At 57.4% G+C, this 21,741-nt stretch carries 15 protein-coding genes and 2 pseudogenes; 13 read left to right on the top strand and 4 right to left on the bottom strand.

Going from position 1 to position 21,741, the window contains the following annotated elements; genetic code table 11:
• Window positions 1–40: 40 nt before the first annotated feature.
• Window positions 41–292: pseudogene (locus tag AC3ISR_RS13120) on the bottom strand (ABC transporter permease); the annotation flags it as partial.
• A gap of 1 nt (window position 293) precedes the next feature.
• Between AC3ISR_RS13120 and AC3ISR_RS13125 the strand changes: the two are divergent.
• From AC3ISR_RS13125 to AC3ISR_RS13155, 7 genes and pseudogenes are all read left to right on the top strand, one after another.
• A pseudogene (locus AC3ISR_RS13125) lies at window positions 294–1,469 on the top strand (CoA-acylating methylmalonate-semialdehyde dehydrogenase); the annotation flags it as partial.
• 839 nt (window positions 1,470–2,308) lie between these two features.
• Entirely contained in the window at window positions 2,309–2,626 is a 318-nt protein-coding gene (locus AC3ISR_RS13130) for a helix-turn-helix domain-containing protein (protein WP_060752876.1), read from the top strand.
• Window positions 2,619–3,911, top strand: a complete 1,293-nt coding sequence (locus AC3ISR_RS13135) for a type II toxin-antitoxin system HipA family toxin (protein ID WP_463984461.1) — start codon at window positions 2,619–2,621, stop codon at window positions 3,909–3,911. Before AC3ISR_RS13130 ends, AC3ISR_RS13135 begins: the two co-directional genes overlap by 8 nt.
• Window positions 3,912–4,264: 353 nt before the next feature.
• Window positions 4,265–5,710, top strand: coding sequence for a hypothetical protein (locus AC3ISR_RS13140; protein ID WP_463984460.1), 1,446 nt, complete (start codon window positions 4,265–4,267; stop codon window positions 5,708–5,710).
• Complete coding sequence (locus tag AC3ISR_RS13145) at window positions 5,710–6,516, top strand: hypothetical protein (RefSeq protein WP_463984459.1); 807 nt, start codon at window positions 5,710–5,712, stop codon at window positions 6,514–6,516. The genes AC3ISR_RS13140 and AC3ISR_RS13145 overlap by 1 nt, the downstream gene beginning before the upstream one ends.
• Complete coding sequence (locus tag AC3ISR_RS13150; protein ID WP_489324786.1) at window positions 6,517–8,007, top strand: hypothetical protein; 1,491 nt, start codon at window positions 6,517–6,519, stop codon at window positions 8,005–8,007.
• On the top strand, window positions 8,007–9,059 hold the full coding sequence (locus AC3ISR_RS13155) for a hypothetical protein (protein ID WP_489324787.1): 1,053 nt from the start codon (window positions 8,007–8,009) through the stop codon (window positions 9,057–9,059). The genes AC3ISR_RS13150 and AC3ISR_RS13155 overlap by 1 nt, the downstream gene beginning before the upstream one ends.
• A gap of 262 nt (window positions 9,060–9,321) precedes the next feature.
• Here the strand turns inward: AC3ISR_RS13155 and AC3ISR_RS13160 are convergent, their stop codons facing one another.
• Window positions 9,322–10,236, bottom strand: coding sequence for a LysR family transcriptional regulator (locus tag AC3ISR_RS13160; RefSeq protein ID WP_225595727.1), 915 nt, complete (start codon window positions 10,234–10,236; stop codon window positions 9,322–9,324).
• A 268-nt stretch (window positions 10,237–10,504) separates the two neighbouring features.
• Between AC3ISR_RS13160 and AC3ISR_RS13165 the strand changes: the two genes are divergently transcribed.
• The 4 genes from AC3ISR_RS13165 to pgm all read left to right on the top strand — a co-directional run bounded on the left by AC3ISR_RS13165 (window position 10,505) and on the right by pgm (window position 16,877).
• Complete coding sequence (locus tag AC3ISR_RS13165) at window positions 10,505–11,527, top strand: zinc-dependent alcohol dehydrogenase family protein (RefSeq protein WP_192300956.1); 1,023 nt, start codon at window positions 10,505–10,507, stop codon at window positions 11,525–11,527.
• A 713-nt stretch (window positions 11,528–12,240) separates the two neighbouring features.
• Window positions 12,241–13,677, top strand: coding sequence for a hypothetical protein (locus tag AC3ISR_RS13170; protein ID WP_463984797.1), 1,437 nt, complete (start codon window positions 12,241–12,243; stop codon window positions 13,675–13,677).
• 36 nt (window positions 13,678–13,713) lie between these two features.
• Complete coding sequence (locus AC3ISR_RS13175; protein WP_463984798.1) at window positions 13,714–15,120, top strand: aminotransferase-like domain-containing protein; 1,407 nt, start codon at window positions 13,714–13,716, stop codon at window positions 15,118–15,120.
• A 113-nt stretch (window positions 15,121–15,233) separates the two neighbouring features.
• Complete coding sequence (gene pgm, locus AC3ISR_RS13180; RefSeq protein WP_192300954.1) at window positions 15,234–16,877, top strand: phosphoglucomutase (alpha-D-glucose-1,6-bisphosphate-dependent); 1,644 nt, start codon at window positions 15,234–15,236, stop codon at window positions 16,875–16,877.
• Window positions 16,878–16,946: 69 nt separating this feature from the next.
• On the opposite strand, the gene AC3ISR_RS13185 is transcribed toward pgm, so the two are convergent.
• Window positions 16,947–17,642: a pirin family protein gene (locus AC3ISR_RS13185; protein WP_192300953.1), complete on the bottom strand. Its 696-nt coding sequence runs from the start codon at window positions 17,640–17,642 to the stop codon at window positions 16,947–16,949.
• 219 nt (window positions 17,643–17,861) lie between these two features.
• Here AC3ISR_RS13185 and AC3ISR_RS13190 point away from each other — a divergent pair, with 219 nt between their 5' ends.
• Complete coding sequence (locus AC3ISR_RS13190) at window positions 17,862–20,309, top strand: UvrD-helicase domain-containing protein (protein ID WP_192300952.1); 2,448 nt, start codon at window positions 17,862–17,864, stop codon at window positions 20,307–20,309.
• 91 nt (window positions 20,310–20,400) lie between these two features.
• Here the strand turns inward: AC3ISR_RS13190 and AC3ISR_RS13195 are convergent, their stop codons facing one another.
• Entirely contained in the window at window positions 20,401–20,673 is a 273-nt protein-coding gene (locus AC3ISR_RS13195) for a DUF1652 domain-containing protein (RefSeq protein ID WP_192300951.1), read from the bottom strand.
• Between the two features lie 256 nt (window positions 20,674–20,929).
• On the opposite strand from AC3ISR_RS13195, the gene AC3ISR_RS13200 reads away from it, so the two are divergent.
• The gene (locus AC3ISR_RS13200; RefSeq protein WP_192300950.1) at window positions 20,930–21,739 is read left to right on the top strand and encodes a helix-turn-helix transcriptional regulator; all 810 of its coding nucleotides are present in this window, start codon (window positions 20,930–20,932) and stop codon (window positions 21,737–21,739) included.
• The last annotated feature ends 2 nt before the right edge of the window (window positions 21,740–21,741 follow it).

Below are 21,741 nucleotides of genomic sequence, written 5' to 3' on the forward strand. Positions count from 1 at the left end.
ATAAAAGTGTGCGTCTCACGGGCCTCAGGAACTGCGCTCGTTACTCTTTGATGCCGCGTAGGCGCAACGAGCGTTGACGCATGAGTTCAACAGCGACCAGCAATGCCACCGAGCCGAGAATCAGTAACCTGGCCGCCGCCAGGATGGTTGGGCTGATCTGTTCGCGCATGCCTGACCACATCTGGCGCGGGATGGTGCGTTGCTCAACCCCGCCAAGAAATTGCACCAGCACCGCCTCATCGAATGAGGTCACCATCGCAAAGAGCGCGCCGGACATGATCCCAGGACGAATAGTTGAATATGCGTGTGGTGTGCCCGAGTTGCTCAAGGGGGAGCACAGCAAAAATGTTGGCCCCAATATCGATTCTTGGAGTGAGTTCCAACCGCTGGGGGTAGTTGCTGGAATCACGCCATTCAATTTCCCTGCGATGGTGCCCCTGTGGATGTTTCCTATGGCGATTGCCTGCGGCAATTGCTTCATCCTGAAGCCCTCCGAGCGCGATCCAAGTTCGACCCTGTTCATCGCCCAAGTGCTGCAGGAAGCTGGTTTGCCGAATGGTGTCATGAGCGTGGTTAATGGTGACAAGGAGGCCGTTGATACCTTGCTCCACGACCATCGTATTCAGGCGGTAAGTTTTGTAGGCTCGACACCAATCGCTGAGTACATCTACCGGACGGCTGCGGCAAATGGCAAGCGTTGCCAGGCATTGGGTGGAGCAAAAAACCACGCCATCGTCATGCCAGATGCGGACATCGATAATGCGGTCAACCAGTTGGTGGGGGCCGCATTTGGATCATCAGGGGAGCGATGCATGGCTCTGTCTGTAGCGGTCACAGTAGGTGATGCAACAGCCGATGCCTTGATCAGCAAAATGCGCGAAGCAATGACCCGTCTCAAGGTCGGCGCCTATCAAGACAAGAGCAACGACTTCGGCCCTCTGATCACTCGCCAACATCAGCAAAAGGTGATCGGATACATCGACAGCGCAGAAGAGGAGGGCGCACAGGTCGTAGTGGATGGTCGAAACATTCAGGTTCCAGCTTGCGAGAACGGCTTTTTTGTTGGGGGGACATTGATCGATCAAGTCAAACCCGGCATGCGCTGCTACGAGGAAGAGATCTTCGGGCCGGTGCTGTTGATCGTGCGTGCGCAGAGCATGCGAGAGGCGATGCAACTGATCGATGCTCATGAATACGGTAATGGCACCTGTATCTTCACTCGCGATGGTGAAGCTGCCCGATACTTCTCTGACAACATCAAGGTCGGCATGGTTGGTGTCAACGTACCGCTCCCAGTACCTGTCGCCTATCATAGCTTTGGTGGCTGGAAACGCTCGTTGTTCGGCGATTTGCATGCCTACGGCCCGGATGCGGTTCGCTTCTATAGCAAGCGTAAAACGGTCACCCAGCGCTGGCCGTCTTCGGGAATTCGGGAGGGAGTCGAGTTCTCTATGCCGACGATGAAGTGAATCCCCTTATCTCAGGTGACCTAAATGCAAGCTTCGAATCTTTGCTTGCTAGGTGATTTCAATTTGAGTATGAAATGGTTCTGCAACAGACAGTGTGAAAACCTAGCAATCTGTCCAGCCCCTTAAGAGAATGCTCCGTATCGAAAAATGCGGAGCATTTTTTCTTTATGGCCTACATACAAGGAGAGTCCCGTAGCCAGACTGTCCCTGCCGAGCTATCTACTCTTATCGCTCCCTCCTTACCAGAATCCACATCATCGAGATGCGGGCGCCAAAGCGACCAGGGCGCTGACCGCTTTCCGGGTGCGCTGGAGTGCGATTCTGGTGGCGCTTAACTACGTCGAGGGGGAGCTCTGGTTGTGGCATTAGACTGGGGGCATCCTTTTCAAACCATCCAAGGCATGCCCTCAGATGTGCCCCCAATTTAGCAATCCACCGGAAGTGAATGGAGCTCCATAGTTTGTAGAAAGGCAGAAATGATCAGCCGAACAGACTGCCAGACGACTTCTATAGGCTCTCGGGGTCGCCAAAAAACATTTCGACATGGCTCTGGGACGGTGGTTTCAGGTCGAGAAATTTTTAGCTTGCCCCCATTTTTGCCCCCAACGCTCACCGGACTCAGGCGGAAGGCAAGCCTTCATCCAAAATACGGTTCTGAGCAGGCCCCAATAGTTCTCCCTGCCCTTTGGCTTTATGGTAGATAAGTCCAGTAAATTGTGGCTAAAGTTAGAAATTAAGCAATAAGGCACAGATTTAGGGAATTAAGTCGCTTGATAGGGCTATGCGTTAATTCTATAATTTTGGGAACTAACTGGCACAGAATGGGCTAGGTACACACTATGTTGGATTTAAGCTTCAGCAAGCCGAGCGAAGTCGTTAAACGCATCTGCGATCGCTTGCGCACAGAGCGCTTGGCGCTGGACATGACACAAGCCGACTTGGCCGGGCGTGCCGGCATCGGCACAAACACAGTGTCCAATCTTGAAGCCGGGCGCAATGTCGGATTCGAGAGCGTCGTTCGGGTGGCGATGGCTCTTGGCCGAACCAAGGAACTTGAAGGCTTGTTCCTGCCAAAGCTGGACACCATCGAGGATATTCGGCGCTACGAAAACAGCGCCAATCGTCTCCGTACAAAAAGGAAGTCCGGCAATGCTTGAGCAGGTGAACGTCTTCTACGAGGGCTGGGGTGAGCGATTGCAATGGGGCACGCTGGTCTCCACGACTGCCCTGACCGGTCGCCCGCTGATCGTGTTCGAGTACAGCAATGAAGCCAGGCAAAGGGGCTTGGAGCTGTCCTCCTACACGCTGCCGCTGGAGGGGGCTCAGTTGCGCCGAGATTTCCCAGACCACCAACTGTACTTGCCAGGGCCTGTTTACGACTCCTTGCCGGATGGGTGGGGCATGTTGCTGATGGACCGTATGTTCAGGCGCCGCGGGCTCACCACGGCGCGCATCGGCTCACTTGAACGGCTGGCCTACATCGGTAGCAATGCAATGGGGGCCATGACGTTTGAGCCAGTGGCACCCGAAGGGCAGGAGTCTGAAGTCCACATCCCGCTGGAGCAGCTTGCCGCCGAAGTGCAGGAAGTGCTCCATGGAGACGGTGGCGAGTTCCTGCATACGTTGCTGCTGGTGGGCGGCTCGCCTCAAGGTGCAAGGCCTAAGGCCCTCGTCTATCGCGATCCCGAAACTGGCCGGTTTACCACTGCCGTCACAGCGGGCTTTGAAGCATGGTTGATTAAGTTCCCGGCCAAAGAAGAACATGCCGAGGTGTGCGCTATCGAAATGGTCTACGCCGAATGCCTGCGCATGTGCGGTATCGAGACCCCTGACACGCAGTACTTCAGTCTGCCTAATGGCTTAGCGGCGTTTGCTAGTAAGCGATTTGACCGTCGGGATGGACTGCGCGTACCCATGCAAAGCCTAGCGGCCTTTACGGGGGCAAATTACCGGTCTCCGGGGGTGTTGGACTACGTCAACTTCTTGCGGGCAACACAGATGTGTACCAACGACGTGCGAGAGATGGCGGTGGCCTTCGAACGTGCCGTCTTCAATGTTGCGTTCAACAATAGAGACGATCATCCCAAGAACTTTGCCTACATCATGTCGCAAGACGGTCAGTGGAGACTGTCGCCGGCTTACGACGTGACCTTCTGCGAGGGGCCAAGTGGATATCACCAGATGGATGTGATGGGGGAAGCCCTGTCGATTTCCCGCACGCAAATGCTTCGGCTTGCCGAGGAAGCCGAGGTTCCCCCGGACGTTGCAGGCAGAATGATTGACGGCATTTGTGATGTGGCGAGCCGGTTTGCAAGCATCGCCGAGGACCTATGCCCACAGGTTATTACTCAAGACACCTTGCGCACGATCCAATGCCGCATCGATCAGAACGTAGCTCGGTTACACCACGGTCATGCGGGCAGCAGTCGCCGCTACCGTTGACGCTTCATTCCTTGGCAAACACCAGCTCTGATCCGAAGTCACGAATGTTGGATCGGAAGCGAACCTCAAACACGCCTTTGCGACATAGTATGTTCCTGCATCTTTGGGTAGCCACGCTAGGGTGGGTATCCCAATGTGCCAATCGCGGCGCTGACCATTTGTCCCAAATAATACAATTCTGTACTGACTTGTTGCCCTTATCTGTGCGCATTGGCATTATTTAGCCATCACTCGATGCCGGCGCAGGGATGGCCGCGACACGCTGCCTATTTCTGTGCGCTTAATTTGGCGCCAGCCTAGTGCTCATCTATCTCTGCATACCCCCCAATGTCTAACCTTTTGCGGTTCTATAAATGAGTTTCTTTCGAAAGCTCTTGGCTTTCATTGTCCAACTATTCAGTCGGAAGGATGAGCCTGATAGCGATGTATTGCCGAAAATTGATCCTGAGAAAATCCAGAAAGAGCTGCGCGTCGTTGAGCTGGCGCGGCTTCGCGGAGCTGCCGGAGTTCCCTCCAGTACTGCGACGCAGCTTTCAGATGTCGAGCACAGCATTCGGGGCAAATTGGGCGGAATGCGTGAACAGATACTCAAGTACGGTGAGCGATCCCTAAAAAGCGCCGACAACCGCTTGGACTCCATTGACGTGACCCGCGATATCAAACGCACTATCGCACTTGGCGAGGAGTTTGAGCGAAACGCCGATCAGGACATTTCCAAAATGGATGGCGAGTTGACGGAGCTTCAGCAAGCCGCCGAAGACAAGGCCCATGCGCTCGAAACTTTTCGTGAGCAAAACAAGTTGCAGCACAGGACTGCTGATGCTGCTGATGGGGATGCCAAATGGAAGAGCGGTGGCTTGCTGTTTGCGATGACGGTGGCCGAAGGCTTTGGAAACGCCTTTTTGTTTTCTGAGGGTATGGCCAGCGGATATGTGGGTGGGTTTGTCACCGCATTAATGCTGTCAGTGTTCAACGTGTTCGTATGCTTCTTTCTGGGCAGAGCCAGCGCCTATAAAAACCATGTCAAACCGTCCCGGATGTTCGCAGGCTATTTTGCGTTCAGTGCGGCTGTTCTCAGCATGGTCACTGTTGGCTTAGGAACTGCCTATTTCCGTTTTGTGCTGCCTCAACTTGAAGATGAATCGCAATCAGCTGTCGAGTTGATTCGTGCTTATTTACATGATTCGATCCTTCCATTTCAGGACATCAGCTCATGCGGCTTATTTGCGCTGACGGTCATTTTTGGAGTGGCAGCAGTCTATAAGGGCTACACCTGGACTGATCGTTATCCAGGGTACGCGAGGGTTTACCTGGCTTACGAAGACGCTCAACGCCGCTATGTCTTTGCTATTGAGGCGCTGCGGCATGTGCTGGAACAGCGCAAGCTTGAATCCCTGCTCCTGATCGATCAGAACGTTGATCGTGCAGCGGCAGCCATCCAGAATTTCAAGCGCAGCATGAGCCAGAAAACGGTCATCAAGAAAGTCGTGGATGAGCGGATGGTACTGGCCGACGAAACGCTCACTAACCTGGTCCGTAAGTATCGGATTGAAAACGAAATGGCCCGCCCTCGCGATAATCCGCCGCCGGCCTATTTCGACGAGCCGGTGACATTTGTTGAGGTCACCATGCCTGACTTCGGCACCGAGAAGGATGAGATCAAGCTCGCTGAGCAGGAACGTTTAATGAACGAAATGATCGCCAACCTGGAGACCATAAGGGCGCGAATTCAATCGTCGTTTAATCAGAAATACGATCAAGTACAGCCGCTGCAGCAAATCGTTTTAGGGAGAGCATGATGGCAATTTATGCCCAGAAAAAAGGGCTTCCCGGTAAAACTTTCGGGTTGCTGGTTGGTGGTGTCGCTGTAGCTGCGGCTGCCTTGATGTTTTATTTCAATGCCACGCGTGAAACCCTCGATAAGGAGACGCTTTGCCCGTCCACAGGTCCCAAAGGGCAATACGTGGTGCTTATTGATAACACCTCACCTTTCCCGTTTACTCAGAAAATCGCTTTAGGCCAACGGCTTAAAACGATGGTCAATGAGGAACTCCCCGAAGGCTACCTGCTCTCCGTGTTTCTTCTCGGTGAAGATTTTAAGAACAATGAGAAGCCGTTATTTGAGCGCTGCAATCCTGGTCAGTGGAAGGACAAGAATCAGCAGATGAGCAACAAGAAATTTGTCGAGCGCGACTTCAACCAGAAATTCGTAAAGCCGTTTGACGACATCGTGCACAAAATCTCGCTCGAAGAACGCAGCAAGAACTCCCCCATTTTCCAGATGCTGCAGCTAGTTGGCATCAATGGGTTTGAGCGCGCGCATGTGTCGGGTGAGCGCAGGCTGGTGATTTACTCTGACATGCTCGCGAACATGCCGGAGTTCAGCATGTATAAGGCCAACCTGCCGCCGTACGCGGATTTTCGTAAGACCGCTTATGGGCAAAATGCAGTGGCACCGGGCCTGCAAGGCAGCAGTGTAGCCATCAACCTGCTGGCAGCTGATCAGAAAGCCCTACAGAACACCAAACTCTCCATGTTCTGGGAGCAATACTTTCAAGATAACGGCGTATCTGTGGAAGGTTTTTCCCGGCTCGAGGGGCTATAAGTGGACGTCAATAAATCGATCAAGCGCGTCAGCACCTACTTTGCGCTCGCGGTGCTGCTGAAAATCAGTTTGTCCGTCGCCAGCCTGAAGTTAAATGACCCCTTTTGGCTAGGGTTGGTCTTTCCTCTGGCGATAATGATTGCATATTGGATTGTCGGCTATCTCGTTCGAGAAAAATGGGACAAGCAACTCACCGTAGCTAAGTTTGCCGATTCGGTTTACTACTTGGGCTTCCTGTTCACTGTCGCCAGCATTATTATCTGCTTGCTCGACATTGAGAGCATGGGTGACAACCTTAATGGCATGGCAACGCGATTCGGTGCCGCGATGGTTAGTACCGCGTTGGGTATGCTGGCGCGGATTATTCACACAGGGTTTCGTATCGACGCTAATGATGCGGTCCGAAGTGTCGAAGAACGTGCGATTCACGCGGCCGAAAACCTGGCTATCTCCTTTGACAACACTTTTCAACAGCTTGAAGTCTTCCGGGACAAGGTAGACGTCGCTTCTCGCGAAGCAGTGCAGAGTGTGAAGGAGCAGGTCAAGGCACTTTACGAACACAACATCAGTGCCACCGACGCTTACTTTGCCAATGCTACGCAGCAGAGCAATGAAGCCTTTGCTCTGATACTTGAAAACACCCGGCAATCCAGCGACAACTTGTTGAGCACGATCAATGAGCTGACCGAAAAGAGCGCGATTACGCTACGGCAGATGGAAGATAACGCATTGGATTTTGGCACGATGGCACGTGATCGTGTGGAGCAAATGATCTTTCCTGATGACCTGTTCACCCGCAAACTGGGTGGTTCAATCGAAACATTGGCAGGCACAACGGACAGCGTGAATGAAGGCGTTGCCTCCTTGGCAGAAGATGTTAAAACCGCTACGCGCCAAGTCACCACCGCCATTCGTAGCTTGAATGCTAAGACTCAAACACTCGATGAGAACCTGGTAGCCGTCGGTGCCATTGTGACGAGCCAGGAGCGCCTGGTGGATGCGATGAGACTACAGAGCAAAGAGGTGATGGAAAGTGTTGAGCGCGTACAGAAAGAGTACCTGGACTCGCTGGACGACCAGCAAGAAGATTACCTCAACGAAATCAAGGCTCGTCAGCAATCGGTAGAACGCATTGCAGATAAGCTGGATGCTTTGAATATCCGTATTGAAAGCGCCGATACTGTAGAGCGCCTGGGCAGGGACATCGCCGATGCTCTGAAAGGTGTGCGCGAAGTCAGTCAAACCAATCGGGAGATTTTGGCGGAGAGTCTTGAGCAGAGTTTGGCGCCGCTGGTTCGGGCTCTGGTTGAAAGTAACGAGAAACACCAGGGGGTTGCAGCGAGGATGGAGGAGAGCAATCGTTCAGTCCAAGCCGCTCACAGCCAGTTGGATGCGCTGATTAACAAGATTGATGATCTCACTGCGGTAGAGCAGGGCTCATCCACTCACTGCGTTGAGCCAGAGAGCCTGGCTGAAGCGAGATCCGCCTGATGAGCGGAAAGAATGATCAAGTGTTTCAGCTCTCGCTTACCGAGATCTTTATCATCGTCTGCTTCATATTGCTGCTGCTGATGGGGTACCAGATTTTTAAGTTAACCCATAAAAATCAGGCGTTGAATGAAAAAATGTTGGCCTTCCAGGATCTGGATGTACGTGAGAATGCGATCAACAAGGCGGCCGATGCACTGAAAGCGCGGATGACTGCGTTAGGCGTGCGTAAGCCCGATGAGATCATCAGCAAGCTGGTGGACGCATCGAAAGCAACTGCAGAGCTGGATCGCTTGAAAGTACTCATGACCCAAAAAGATCAGGAGCTGACTGCACTCGCGGCAATCGAAAAAGCCTTGATAGAGGTTGCTGGGCAGAAAAAAGGCGCCGACGCCAAACAGCTCATTTTAGAAACGATGATGTCGTTTGAGCAGCTAAAAAAGCTGGTCGTCGATCCTGCTGATGAAAGCGGCGTACAGCCTACGGATGTGGTGAAACGCGTCGCGGCGCTCAAGGCTCAGGACGACATGCTAGCGGCTGCATTCGGGACAAACGCCGACCAAACGAAGGACCAGCTCCAAGAGGCGATCAAGCACGCCGTTGCCATCGCACAGGCGGAAAAAAGCGGTACGAGTCCAATTGAATTACAGAAGGCCAATAAAGACTTACGAGGCCAGGTTCAGTTCTTGCAGAACCGCTTGAATAAGGGCCGGGGTGGTGACCTTCCGCCGTGTTGGGTGAATGAAGTCACCGGTAAAGCGGAGATGTTTCTCACGGTAAAACTGAGTGAAAACAATCTCTCATTCGAACCCGCATGGCCGCCAGCGCGTCAGGAGGATGCGATGGCGTTGCCAGGTATTACAGAACTGATGGCCAATACCACGCGTACGTATGAAAGCTTTACTCAAGCGGCCAAGCCGGTGTCCGATTTGGGCACACAAAAAGAGTGCAAGTACTACGTGCGATTGGTGAGCCAGATTCAAGATGCGGTTACCTCTGATCGGCGCCGACTTATGGTTGAGAATTTGTTTTACAAGGTTGAAGTCAGGCGATAGGGGGTGTTGGCGAAGTAAGGGGGTGTGCGTCCGCGCAGGTATCTACGTAGGCGTTACTTGAGCAAACGGTAAATACGCTTACTGAACGCCAGAATTAAGGTCGATGGTGTCCGCCTGTTTTAGACCTGAGGGCATCCTTTTCAAACCATCCATAGCATGCCCTCAGATATGCCCCCAGCTGCCTCGCGCTCTGGAAATGGGTAGATCTCCATGACCTATGAAAAGCCGGAAATGATCAGGCTGAACTGCTTCCCGACGACACCTAAAGACTCTCAGGGTCCCCAAAAAACATCTGAATCCGCGACCGCAACCACCGCTCCCCGGGATCATTATCCTGCGACCCACGCCACGCCATATGCAGTTCAAACGAGCGCACCGGCAACGGCGGCTCCTCGGCGCGAAGGCCGCCGGCGGCGGTCAGTGCTTCGGCGGCATAGTCCGGCACGATGGCGACAATATCGGTGCCCGCCAGCAAGGTGCCCAGGCCGTTGAACTGCGGAACGGCCAGCACCACGTGGCGTTTGCGGTCGAGTTTTTCCAGTTCTTCGTCGATAAATCCGCTCAAGTCTCCCGCAAATGACACCAGGGCGTGGGGGCGGGCGCAGAAGTCGTCGAGGCTCAGGGCGCCGGGGACGCTGTCGGCGCGTAGCAGTTTGGGCAGGCTGCGGCGCAGGACCTTGCGTTTGGCGTTGGCCGGCAGGTCGGCGGTGTAGCTGACGCCGATGGAGATTTCGCCGGAGGCCAGCAGGCTGGGCATCAGGATGTAGTTGACGCGGCGCACCACCAGCACGATGCCGGGGGCTTCGGCGCGCAGGCGTTTGAGCAGTTGCGGGAGCAGGGCGAATTCGACGTCATCGGACAGGCCAATGCGAAATACCGCGGTGCTGGTCGCCGGGTCGAACTCGGCGGCACGGCTGACGGCGGTGGAGATCGAGTCCAGGGCCGGGGAGAGCAGGGCGAAGATTTCCACGGCGCGTGCGGACGGTTCCATGCTGCGGCCGGTACGCACGAACAGTGGGTCATCGAACAAACCGCGCAGGCGTGACAAGGCCGCGCTGATGGCCGGCTGGCCGAGGAACAGTTTCTCGGCCGCGCGGGTCACACTGCGCTCGTGCATCAAGGTTTCGAATACGATCAAGAGGTTAAGGTCGACACGACGCAGGTCGTTACGGTTCATCTTGTGTCCTGGAAGAGTCAGCGAGCTTGACGAGAGCGGCCATAAAAGAACCCCCTGGATTCGATTAAGAAGCATGACCGGCATGAATCTTACGGGGAAAGGCTGGTACTCTGCACCGGCTAATTGAGTTTTCCTACGTTAGCCGGGGTCTTTTCCTCGGGAGCGGAATCAATGACAGGCATGTCGACTATTAATGGTGACCTGTGGTCTTACCGGGAAAGCCCAGATAGAGTTCATGGCATTAGAGGTTACTTTGACGAGGTTTGCGATGTCCCGCACGATCCGTTTTCACAAGTTTGGTCCGGCCGAGGTGCTCAAGTGCGAAGAGCATGTAGCCGCGCAGCCCGCACCGGGCGAAGTGCAGGTGCGTGTCGAGGCGATTGGCATCAGCTGGTATGACATTTTGTGGCGCCAGAACCTGGCGTCGTCCCATGCGCGCCTGCCGTCCGGCCTTGGTCATGAGATGGCCGGGGTGGTCGTGGCCCTGGGTGAAGGCGTGGATGATTTGGCGGTGGGCGATAAAGTCGCCAGTTTTCCGGCCGAGAGCCCCAATGATTATCCGGTGTATGGCGAAGTCATCGTCCTGCCCCGTTCGGCCCTGACCCGCTATCCGGATGTGTTGAGCCCCATTCAAGCCAGCGTGCATTACACGCCGCTGTTGATTGCCTACTTTGCATATGTGGACCTGGCGCGGGTCAAGCCCGGCCAGTTTGCCTTGGTGACCGACGCGAGCCACTGCGCCGGCCCATCGTTCGTGCAACTGGGCAAGGCCTTGGGTGTGCGGGTGATTGCGGCCACCAAGGACAGCGCCGAGCGTGAATACCTGCTGTCCCTGGGGGCGGAAAAGGTCATCGTCACTGAAGAGCAGGACTTGCTCATGCAGATCAACAAGTTCACCGACAACCGCGGCGTCGATGTGGTGTTTGATGGCTTGGGTGGCCCGCAGATGTCGTTGCTCGGCGATGTGTTGGCGCCGCGTGGCAGCCTGGTGCTGTATGGTTTGCAGGGTGGCAACCAGACGCCATTCCCCGCATGTGCAGCGTTCCAGAAAAACATTCAGTTTTTTGTGCACTGCATCGGCAATTTCACCGGCAAGCCGGAACTGGGCATCATCCAGGACCAAGTGGCATTGCAGCGTGCATTACGCGACATCAACCAACTGACCGCCGATCGCGTGCTGGTACCGCTGAAAACCACGGTGTTTGCGTTCAGCCAGTTTGTCGAAGCACACCGCTATATGGACGAATGTCCGTGCCGCGAGCGCGTCGCATTGCAGGTTGAAGCTGTTTGATCTGTAGGAGTATTCGCAAATGCGTGTCCAATGCATCCGAACGGATGGGGCGAATACGCCATTTGACAGGGCTTAACCCGCGGCACGGTTAAGTCCGCCCAAGCACGCCGACCCCGCATTTAATACCTTTGCCCCTGACGCCGCGCTGAATTTCAGTGCGGCGTTGTCGTGTGGGCGCAAACAAAGTTTCGCCGGTTGTTCATCTGAACTGGTTTTCGGCACTTTTCTGTATCTGTTAATCAGTATTCGACTGCCGATAATTGTGCCTTCACTGTCATCTCAAGGATTGAGCAATGATTGAATGTCTGACATTACCGTCCCATGCCTCTAGCACTAAGAGGTTGTTTATATGTTCGCGCAAACGAAAAGCGCAAGCGTCAGAAAGTACTGATCAATAGCCGCTGAATTCACGGGTTTGCTTGATTGTTACTTGTCGGACGCTTCTCTGACTTTCTGGATAAAGCAGCGTAGGAAGTTGTCGGAACATTCCTAGGTTGTACGGCGGCACCGCTCTAGCCCCTGTGGTTCTGCCGCCTGTGAAGGGGTTGGGCACCCGGCAGGCGAATAAGTGCACACAGTGCTTTTGTTGCGAGGTGCTAACGTTGATCCAGCGTAGTACAGAACGATACACATCCAGCCTATAGGTGTAATGGGTCGGGCAACTAATCTCGATAGTTGCCTGAAACTGATATTTCAACTCGGGTAGTAGAATTATGAGCGCAATTCACGAGCAGGCCATGAACTATGTTTATCAACAAGTTCTACAACGTTTGATCGGGCACTTCACACGCGCCGAACGCACCGCACTTCAATTACTGATTCAACGCATAGTCGTCGCGGCCGGTGGCATGGAGCAGGTGGGTGATTACAAAGTGCTGATAGCCCATGGCGGCGGCGAAGTCAGCAGCTACACGCTGGCGTTGCTAAGGGCGGCGCAACTGTCCATCGCCGGGCGCGCACCCAAGACTTTCCAGTTGCGCGTGGCGACCTTGCGACACGCAGGGATGACCCAGGCCACCCTCGACACGCTGCACCAGGGGTATAGCGCGCTGTTTTTCCATGACGACCCCCGCATCGAATTATTGATGGTGGAAAACCAGGAAGTGTACCCCTTCAACCACCAGCGCCCTGCGTCGAGCAGCGGTCGCGAAACCAGCCAGCGCACGACGCTGATGGTGGGGCACCTGACGTCCGGTGATCTGCGCGCCACGTTGTGCACTGACACCTTCCTGTCCCTGGGCGATTTCTTTCAGCGGGTCACAACCTGGAACGGTGGCGTGCATGCCGTGGTCAGTGGCGATTCGGCGCGCAAGCAGAGCCAGTACCTGGCCTGGCTGAAAAAGCACGCACTGATAGCTGGAGTGGGGATGTCGCGAGGTAAACCGATGTCGCTCAGTGGGCTGTTTGCACGCATGGAGGAGTGGAGCGTCGGCTGTTACCGCGACCTCTACGGCGATCAATACGTGCCGGGCGAAAGCCCTGGTCGTGGCGGGCATCGTCATTTGGCCTACATTGGGATTGCCGATCTACTGACCGACGTAGACCCCGGCTCCGCGCCGTTGCTAACGGAGTTCCTGGCCTATAAGCCAGACCCGTTCGGCTTCCACTTCAGCCATCCGGTGTATCCGAACCCGCTGCTGATGGCCCATCTGTACGGCTTGCAGGCCCAGTGTCTGCGTGAGCTGTCCTACGAGGATGGCGTCGAAAGCTTTATTCGCCAGGCGCACGGCTACATGAGTCGCCGACAGATTCCCGAATACCTGATCGCAGAGGCCAGCAGCCCGGATGGCCGTGCGTTGTCGACCGCTCATGCGCAGGCGGTTTTTGGCCTGGATGAGAGCCAGTTGACGTGCTTGCTCTACTCGCCCTTCATCCACCACGGCCAGCGCCTTGAGGGTTACCTGCGCCAATGCCACCCCGGAATGCTGGTTGCGCTCCCGGAACTGCATAAGGTGCTGCAAGGCAAGGTGTCCTCCGACGTGCTGCAACAGTGGGCTGTCGACACCAGCGGGCTGCCGCTGCCGTTACTCCAGGCGTTGTACCGCCGGCGGCCCGGAGAGGTGGAACGTAGCGTGCTTGCGCGCGGCCGCGAGGCCTCGGGTTCGGCGGTCGCCACACCAGGCTGCGCCTTTCAAATGTCCGGGCGCTAGCGGCATGGGTGGGTGCAGTTGCCCTGGTGGGTGGTCATGAACCTGCGGGGTGAGCGGCAAGCGGAATTTGCCTATCAGGCGGTGTACCGCTACATGATCAGCCTGATCAATGAAGTCGGCCTGGAGACCCCGGTCAAACTACCGTCACTGCGGCAGTTGTCGACGCGCTTGAACGTGTCGATCTCGACGATTCAGTACGCCTATTCGCTGCTGGAAAAGGAAGGGCGGGTCTACTCGGTGGCCAAATCCGGTTACTTCGCCTGGCCAGTGACCAGCAACCCGTTGATGGCTCCCGGTGGCGACCTGCTGGAAAGGCTCTATGCCGCGGCACGACGCCCGCGCATGGCCGTACTCAGTGGCGACGAACCTGCGTTGCTGGGCGCACTGGATGGCACCTTGCTGACGCTCGAGCGCCAGTTGATTCGCCGTTATCCGCGCCACCTGCAACCCTGGTCGCAACCCTGCGGCGTGTGGGAGTTGCGGGCGGCACTGGCGGCGCGCTACACCTCATCGCCCACGCGCTGCTGGCAAGCCGACGAGGTGTACATCGGTGCCGACCTGCGTGGCGTGCTGGAAATCCTGATCGATGTGCTGGGCCTCAAGGGGACTACGTTGATTGTCGAATCGCCCTGCGACTGGTTGATTCTGCGTTTGCTGCAGGCCGCCGGTGTGCGGGTGATCGAGTTGCCCTGGAAGGCCGATGGCAGCCTCGACCTGATGAGCTTCGAGCACCTGTTGCGCCATGAGCCGGTGCAGCTGGTACTGCTGTCATCCGTGGTCAGCCTGCCGTCGGGCGTGGCCATGTCGGTGCAAGAGCGGCTGCACGTGGCGCATCTGCTGGAGCAGCACGGCTGCTGGCTGCTGGAAAACGACAGCTACGGCGACTTGGCGTTTGCCGCTGGCCAGCCGGCGCTGCGTGATCTGGTCAACCCGGAGCGGCTGATCGTCTTTTCGTCGTTCGACAAAACCCTGGGGGCGGAAGCGCCGTTCGGCTATCTGCTGTCGCGGCACTTGAGCAGCGAATTGCAGCGTCAGTTCCTGCTGCGCGCCTTTCGTTTGTCGTCGATCCGACAGCGTGCCATCGCCCGCCTGTACCAGAGCGGGCGGTTTGACCAGCACTTGCAGACCCTGCGCCAACGCCTGCAGGAGCAAGCCGAGGCCATGAGCCAGCGTGTGGACGCGCGCCTGGAGGGGCGGGTGACCTACCAGCCGCCCCGCGCGGGCGCCAGTCTATGGCTGCAATCGGTGGCCACGGTAGACATGCGCCAGGTGTTCCAGCGCATGGTTGCCCAGCAAGTGGTGATTGCCCCGGGCGAGCTGTTCAGCCTGGCTGGCCTGCACCACCAGCATGTGCGCCTGAGCCATGTATTCAATGGGCATCCGAACCTGGACGTGGCCTTGGACGCATTGGCACTGGCATTCCAGCAGGCGCAGATTGGCTGAGTTAGGGAGTGTTAGAAAATTCTCCTTCTGCTGTGGGATCGATACCATCGCGTCGTAGTCCAACTCTCAGTAAACTGTCATTTTTTCCGAATCCTTCTTTCCGAGGTTTATGCATGACAATCAGTCCTTTTGCGGGCAAGCCGGCGCCAGCCCAGTTGCTGGTGGATATCCCGCGACTGGTCACGGCCTATTACACGGGCCAGCCTGATGCAGCGATCTCCACCCAACGCGTCGCCTTCGGCACCTCCGGGCACCGGGGCAGCTCGTTCGAACTGAGTTTCAACGAATGGCACGTACTCGCCATCAGCCAGGCCATTTGCCTGTACCGTGAAGCCCAAGGCATCAACGGCCCGTTGTTTGTTGGCCTGGACACCCATGCGCTGTCCACGCCTGCCGGCGCCAGTGCGCTGGAAGTGCTTGCCGCCAACGGCGTACACGTGATGCTGGCCGAGGGTGATGAATACACGCCAACCCCGGCGATTTCCCACGCGATCATCTGCTACAACCGCGGCCGCACCAGTGGTCTGGCGGACGGCATCGTCATCACGCCGTCCCACAACCCGCCGCAAAGTGGCGGCTACAAGTACAACCCGCCGAACGGTGGCCCGGCCGATACCCACGTCACCAAGTGGATTGAAGCCAAGGCCAACGAGTTGCTGGCCAACAAGCTTGCCGGGGTCAAGCGCATCAGCCACGCCCAGGCGCTCAAGGCCGACACCACCCACCGCCATGACTACCTCAACAGCTACGTGGCCGACCTGATCAACGTGATCGACATGGACGCTATCCGCAGCGCCGGCCTGCGCCTGGGCGTAGACCCGCTGGGCGGAGCAGGGGTGCGCTACTGGTCGGCGATTGCCGAGCACTACCGCCTGAACCTGGATGTGGTGAACACCGAAGTCGATTCGACGTTCCGCTTCATGAGCGTCGACTGGGATGGCCAGATCCGCATGGACCCGTCCTCCAGCTACGCGATGCAAGGCCTGATCGGCCTCAAGGAACGTTTCGACGTGGCGTTCGCCTGCGATCCGGACCACGATCGCCACGGCATTGTCACCCCGTCCGGTGGCCTGCTGGCACCGAACAACTACCTGGCGGTGTCCATCGACTACCTGTTCCAGAACCGTCCCGACTGGCGCGCCGATGCGGCCGTGGGCAAGACCGTGGTCAGCAGCGGCTTGATCGACCGCGTCGCCGCACGTATTGGCCGGCGCCTGTACGAGGTGCCGGTGGGCTTCAAGTGGTTTGCTGATGGTTTGTTCGACGGTTCGCTGGGCTTTGGCGGTGAAGAAAGCGCCGGCGCGTCGTTCCTGCGCAAAGACGGCAGCGTCTGGAGCACCGACAAGGACGGCCTGATCCCGGCGCTGTTGGCCGCAGAGATGACCTCGCGCAAAGGCCAGGACCCAAGCCAGATCTACCGTGGCCTGACCGACGCCCTGGGTGAGCCGTTCGCGATCCGCGTCGACGCCAAGGCCACCCCGGCGCAGAAGGCATTGCTGGGCAAGCTGTCGCCGGAGCAGGTGACGTCCACCCAACTGGCCGGGGAAAGCATCCAGCAGATCCTCAGCCATGCGCCGGGCAACAACCAGGCGATCGGTGGCCTGAAAGTGATGACCGAAAACGGCTGGTTTGCCGCACGGCCATCGGGCACCGAGGACATCTACAAGATCTACGCCGAGAGTTTTATCGGCGAAGATCACCTCAAGTTGTTGGTGGAAGAAGCTCAGGTCCTCGTAGACGGCGCCATTTCCCAGTAACACGGCAAAACCAGTGTGGGAGAGGGCAGGCCTCTCCCACATTTAGCCCCCTCCAGACGTTGGACGCGGTCAAGCCAGGTCGACGAGAACGATCTCGCTATCCTCGATGGCAGTCACCCGCAACACCGACTCATCCTCAACCGCAACACCATCTCGAGCCTGTGCGCGCAAGCCGTTGACGTCTACGGCTCCGGTGGCCGGTACCAGGTACGCCCGGCGCCCGTTGTCGAGCCGATACTCGGCGCTTTCCCCAGCCTTCAAGTTCGCCGCGACCAGCCGTGCGTCCGCACGAATACGCAGGCTTTCGCTGTCGCCCGCTTTACCGCTGGCCAGGGTCACAAAGCCTTCGCGGTCACCTTTGGGAAACGGCTTGGCCCCCCACGACGGCGGCAAGCCGCTTTCATTCGGGATAATCCAGATCTGAAAGATCTTGGTCGGCGTGGCTTCCAGGTTGTATTCACTGTGGGCGATCCCGGTGCCGGCGCTCATCACTTGCACATCGCCAGCCTCGGTACGGCCTTTGTTGCCCAAATTATCGGCATGGCTGATGGCGCCTTCGCGCACATAAGTGATGATTTCCATGTCGCGATGGGGGTGCTGCGGGAAGCCGGTGCCGGGGGCGATGATGTCGTCGTTCCACACCCGCAGGTTGCCCCAGTGCATACGCGCAGGGTCGTGGTATTCGGCAAAGGAAAAGTGGTGATGGGCGTCAAGCCAGCCATGGTGGGCGCCGCCCAGCGTGTTGAAAGGTCGAAGTTCAAGCATGATCGTCTCCTGTGGATAGCGCCTATGATCCGGCACTACATGATCGATAAAAAGCGTAAAAAGTGCCTGATTCCTATCGACTTACTAGATTGATAAGCAGGGGTTTGACTTTCACTTCATCGCCTAACTGCATGACAGCAAAGCAATTGGCTGGAACTGAACGCCGATTCCGGCGACCATGGTGCATTCGCCAAAACCAACCTCATCGCTGGAGTCCGCGTGCCGCAACACACCCCTGATTTGCCCCCAGAGCTACGCCCACTGGCAGACATGCCGCTGTTCAAGCGCCTGGCGGCGCGCCTGTTTGGCCACGGACTCACGCGCCTGCGCGCCCAGCACCGGTTTTCCTGGCTGCATGGGCAGGCCGATGGCTTTCGCAGTGGGCATGAGGCAGGCGTGGAGTATGGCTACCGCGAGGGCAAGGCCGACGGCATCGAGGAGGGCCGGCAAGTCCTGCTGATCCGTGACTTTCGCCCCGATGAACACCGTGCGCCGGGTGTCGACGACAACCTGTTCGATGATTGGCGCCTGCCGCTGACCGCCGACCTGAAAAAACGCATCAAGGCTGACGTGGCGCGCCTGCTGCCGGCGCATGCCCAGCCCAGTGCCGCGCAGTGGAAGATGATCTTCAGCGACACACCTTCGACGTCGGTGATCGCGGGTGCCGGTGCGGGTAAATCCACCTCGCTGGTGCTGCGTATCCTGCTGTTGACCCATTACCTGGGCTTTGAACTCAGTTCGATGACCGTGGTGACCTTCACCCGCGAATCGCGCAGAGACTTCATCCACAAGCTCATGGAAATTCTCAACCTGTGGGGCCAACCCCTTGGCTTCAAAGAGGCCCAGGCGGTGGTACGCACCTTCCATTCGCGCATCCTGCCGATGGTGCGCAGCTTGCCGGGTTTCGAGCGCCTGCAGGCCTTCGAGAACCTGAATTCGGGTACTGAAGAGGCTGACAGCAACCCGTTCGACCTGCGTATCAACGACGCCCAGCGTCAGCAAATGAACGCCTGCTATCACCGTTTGCACGGCCAGCATGCGCGGTTCCGCGAGCTGATCGCGCCGCTGGCCCGGCATGGGCTGCAGCTCAAGGAACTGGAGCGCGAGCATCCCGACGTGCAAAAGCGCGTGGCAGTGACCGAGCTGGCGGCCAAACGCGACGAAGAACTCTGCGATCTGATCGAAGACCTGTGGTTCCGCGCAGGGGCCTGGCCGATCAAGGGCATTGAGCCGAGCCGGCAGACCGTGGAGATCAATGGCGCGAAATTCCATTGCCATGGCTACATCCCGGAGCTGGATGCGTGGGTGGTGCTGGGCTTCGATTCGCGGGAAAACGCCCAGGTCAGTCGGCCCAATTCGAAACTTTCGGTGCGCGCCGAGTGGGCGGTAAAGCGCACCCTGTTTCAAGCTTTCTGTCGTAAGCCGCTGATATGGCTTGATAATTACGATTCATCAAAACGACTGTTAAGCAGCCTGGCCGGTGATGCCAGCGCGGGGCCGGGCTTTGATTACAAGGTCAAGGGCGAGCTGGCTTCGGCGCCGCTGCTGGACTGTTTCGTCATGGCGGCCGGTTTTATCGAGAACCTCGGGTTGGATGTGCCCACGGCCGTGGGCCAGATGAGCTTTGCCAAGGACGACCCGGACCGCTTTTTCTTCGAGGCGCTGAGCATTTTCTGGAAGGCCCTGGAAGACCACTTGCTCGACCAGTCGCCGCCGATCATGACCTACAACCGCATGTTCTCGCTGTTTGGCGAAAACACCCCGGAAAACCTCAAGCTGCTCAGCGATCCGTTGCTGCGGCCGCTGTCCCACCTGATGATCGACGAATTTCAGGACGTCTCGCCGCAGATCGTCTCGTGGATCCGCGCCAGCCTGCGCGAGATCCGCAGTCGCGGTCCGGCCATGCACGTCGGGCGCGGCGCCCAGCGTTCATCGCTGCTGTGCGTGGGGGATGACTGGCAGTCGATCTATGGTTGGCGCGGCAGTTCGCCCAAGTATTTCATGCAGTTCAACCAGGAATTCCCATCCCCGGCCACCACTCGCGTGATGCTGGCGGAGAACTACCGCAGTCACCAGCACATCATCGACGCAGCGGAGCATATCGTGCGCGCTGCGCCGGCGATTCCCGGCAAAAAGGCCAAGGCCAGCGGAGCGCCCAAGCCGTTGGTGCCGGTCAAGGTGCTGGAGCGCGATGAAGCCGCACTGGGGCAGCAGTTGTTGATGCACTATCAAAACGGCGAAACAGTGTTAATGCTTTATCGAAAAAGTAGCGATAAGTTACTGATTCAAGAGCATATTCAGTCTGTAGTTAATCTGGATTCTAGCTTGCCACCCCAGGCGCGCAGGCTTAAACAGCTGACCTACCACAGTGCCAAGGGCCTACAGGCAGACGCGGTATTTCTGCTGGGCGATTGCCAACATGTCACCAGCTCGCCCTACAAGAATCAGGTGTACCGCATGGCGGGGCTGGGCAAGGACGGTGACAGCGAGCCGTATGACACTGCGCAAAGGGACGAGGTGCTGCGCCTGGCCTATGTGGGTATTACCCGGGCTGTCAGCCATTGCTACTGGTATGTGGAAAAGCCCGAGGGCCAGGCGGTGAATGTGCCCAAGGCGTCAGAGCGGGTAGATGGCAAGAAAGCCTTCTTCGACGACCAGCGGGGTTAGCCGGCGAATGCAACATCCCCCCCTGTGGGAGCGGGCTTGCTCCCACACAAGCCTGTTCCACCTTCGAACGGTGTTGCCTGTCAGCGCGTACTCAAGCCCGTAAAGTCAGCGGGGGCACAAACGACGCCAACTCATCCTCCACCGCTTCGATGATCCGCTCCACATCGGCCGCATTCATCACCGTGGCGCAAGGGATGCCCGCGATGGCAATCAACGTCTCGCCACTCGCTCGGTCAAACAGGCGGGCGACCATGCTGCCGGGCGCGTCCATGCTGCCCTCGAAGCCCATCGGATGGAAATGCCAGCGCATCAGCTGGCAGGCGTTGGGGAATGTCACTTTATTCATGTTGCCCACCTTGTTCATTGAGCGCTTCCTTTTGCTCGCGGCAGGGGCCATGACCGTCAGTGGTCGTGGCATCGGAGAAGTTAAAAATAGCATCCGTTTGTAAACGCAACGTGACTTTTTTCGCCCCGTTTAGCGGTTGTTTTCCTACCTTTTGATATGGATCACGCCTTATGGTGAGGATGCCAAAAGGCCATTATCCGGGCGTTGCACTTGGCCATTGTCGCAAGCCACAAAATTCGGCAATCTCCACGCTTTACCCGCCGCAGAGCCTTCCATGCCAAACATCGCCCCAGACGATGATAGCCAGCACACCCAAGCCACCTGCGACGTCGTGCTGCGCCACAGCCTGTGTTGGCGGCGTCGCGACCTTGATGGGGTGATGTCCTACTACCACCCGCAGATCCAGTACCACGATTTTTTCCAGAACCGTGTGGTCGGTTACGCCGAGCTGCGTGAGTACCTGCAAGCCAGCATGCCCCGTGAGGCGGACGAGGCGATTGAGCACACCGACCGCATCCGCGCTGATGGCAACACTGCGTTCATCCAATACCGCATCACCTTGCGCGGCGGCCAGGGCCTGGTGTCGTTTCGCACCAGCGAAGCGATCACCGTGCGCGACGGGCTGATCTGGCGGGTCAACGAATACGCCTCCCTGGTGCACGAACAGCCGACCCAGACCCTGCGTCCCACGGTCAGCCGCCTGGGCCTGTCACCGCAGCAATTGGGGCATATGGCCAATGACTTGCAGCAGTACTTCGAACGCAAGCAGCCTTATCTGGACCCCGAATTGGACCTGCAACGGGTTTCCAAGGAATGCGGCTACAGCCGTAATCAGATTTCCTACCTGCTTAATCAAGTGCTCGGCCAGAGCTTCTACCGCTACGTGAACCAGGCCAGGCTGCAACATTTGCTCGCCGCGCTGGAGCACGCCACGCCGCCGATCAAGGTCGATGACCTGGCGTTCGCCGCCGGTTTCAATTCGTTGTCGGCGTTCTACAGTGCGTTCCGCCAACACACCGGGCAGTCGCCCAAGGCCTACGTCAAACAAATTTCCCTGCGTGCACGCGCGCAAGACATTCAGTAACA

This window comes from Pseudomonas sp. GL_117 (assembly GCF_057835125.1).

Coding starts and splice junctions, on each gene's coding strand:
- AC3ISR_RS13130 (WP_060752876.1), top strand. CDS start 2,309: ATGTTGGATTTAAGCTTCAGCAAGCCGAGCGAAGTCGTTAAACGCATC.
- AC3ISR_RS13155 (WP_489324787.1), top strand. CDS start 8,007: ATGAGCGGAAAGAATGATCAAGTGTTTCAGCTCTCGCTTACCGAGATC.
- AC3ISR_RS13175 (WP_463984798.1), top strand. CDS start 13,714: ATGAACCTGCGGGGTGAGCGGCAAGCGGAATTTGCCTATCAGGCGGTG.
- AC3ISR_RS13160 (WP_225595727.1), bottom strand. CDS start 10,236: ATGAACCGTAACGACCTGCGTCGTGTCGACCTTAACCTCTTGATCGTA.
- AC3ISR_RS13195 (WP_192300951.1), bottom strand. CDS start 20,673: ATGAACAAGGTGGGCAACATGAATAAAGTGACATTCCCCAACGCCTGC.
- AC3ISR_RS13185 (WP_192300953.1), bottom strand. CDS start 17,642: ATGCTTGAACTTCGACCTTTCAACACGCTGGGCGGCGCCCACCATGGC.
- AC3ISR_RS13165 (WP_192300956.1), top strand. CDS start 10,505: ATGTCCCGCACGATCCGTTTTCACAAGTTTGGTCCGGCCGAGGTGCTC.
- AC3ISR_RS13135 (WP_463984461.1), top strand. CDS start 2,619: ATGCTTGAGCAGGTGAACGTCTTCTACGAGGGCTGGGGTGAGCGATTG.
- pgm (WP_192300954.1), top strand. CDS start 15,234: ATGACAATCAGTCCTTTTGCGGGCAAGCCGGCGCCAGCCCAGTTGCTG.
- AC3ISR_RS13140 (WP_463984460.1), top strand. CDS start 4,265: ATGAGTTTCTTTCGAAAGCTCTTGGCTTTCATTGTCCAACTATTCAGT.
- AC3ISR_RS13145 (WP_463984459.1), top strand. CDS start 5,710: ATGGCAATTTATGCCCAGAAAAAAGGGCTTCCCGGTAAAACTTTCGGG.
- AC3ISR_RS13170 (WP_463984797.1), top strand. CDS start 12,241: ATGAGCGCAATTCACGAGCAGGCCATGAACTATGTTTATCAACAAGTT.
- AC3ISR_RS13200 (WP_192300950.1), top strand. CDS start 20,930: ATGCCAAACATCGCCCCAGACGATGATAGCCAGCACACCCAAGCCACC.